Genomic DNA, 1093 nt, shown 5'->3' with positions numbered 1-1093 from the left:
GCTGCATCGGGCCCGGTCTGACCCCGGTCAAAGTGTGACCATGGTGTCCTACGTTCGATGTGTCGACTGGTTCTGGTGCAGCGTCGTGCGGGCACCGGCCAGACGGATCTGACCTGATAGGAGCTTGGATCAGAAGCCCCGTCACAGACCTGTCGCTTCGCCCGGCCGGTTCGCCCATCCGTCAGAGTTGGCCTCACGGAGGAGCGAGCACCAGTATGACAACTTCAGCCGAGACAGGCGCCGTGATTGGTGGCGTTGACACGCACAAGTGCACGCACTACGCCGCCGCGATTGATGACCATGGTCGTTTTCTGGGCCACCAGGAGTTCCCAGCCACCGACGCCGGCTACCCGGCGCTGCGCAGCTGGATGCACAGGCACGGACGGGTCGAGGCGATCGGTGTTGAGAGCACCGGATCCTTCGGCGCGACCTTGACCCGGGCGCTGACCGAGGCCGGTGAGCGTGTCATCGAGGTGAACCGGCCGAACCGGGTGGCCCGCCGCATGGACGGCAAGTCCGACCGTCTCGATGCCGAACAGATCGCCCGAGCGGTCCTGGGTCAGACCTCGACGGCCACCCCGAAAGCCAAGTCCGGTGTCGTGGAGGTGATCAGGATGCTGCGCGTCACCCGGGCCGGCGCGGTCAAGGCCCGCACGCAGGCGTTCAACACCCTGTGGGGCGTCATGATCGGGGCGCCCTCGCCGCTGCGAGACGAACTGGTGGCCCTGAGCAAGCGCACCCTGGTCAACCGATGCCTGCGGCTGCGGCCGGAAACCGACGACTTCCTGGCGTTGCGAGGCGAGGCCGGCCGACTGCTCATGGCCGGGGTGAAGACCTCTCTGCGCGACCTGGCCCACCGCTGGAAGATGCTCGACGAGGAGATCAAGGGCCTCAACCAGAAGATCGAAGCGCTGGTTCGCGCGACCGCGCCAGATCTCGTGGCATTACACGGTGTCGGCGTCGAGATCGCGGGCCAGTTCCTGGTGACCGCAGGCGACAACGCCGACCGCATCCGCAACGAGGCCGCCTTCGCCAAGCTCTGCGGGGTTGCACCACAACCCGCCAGCAGCGGTCGCACCACCGGCCGCCACCG

General features: G+C 67.2%; 1 protein-coding gene. It reads left to right on the top strand.

The features are described 5' to 3' along the window. Positions 1–215 precede the first annotated feature (215 nt). Positions 216–1093: IS110 family transposase (locus ACIA77_RS52465; RefSeq protein ID WP_395893755.1), on the top strand; the 878-nt coding region annotated here is incomplete at its 3' end.

This window comes from Amycolatopsis sp. NPDC051903 (genome assembly GCF_044452505.1).
Taxonomy (GTDB): domain Bacteria; phylum Actinomycetota; class Actinomycetes; order Mycobacteriales; family Pseudonocardiaceae; genus Amycolatopsis.
Note: the sequence above shows the minus strand (reverse complement) of the source record. Positions and strands in the feature narration are given on the sequence as shown.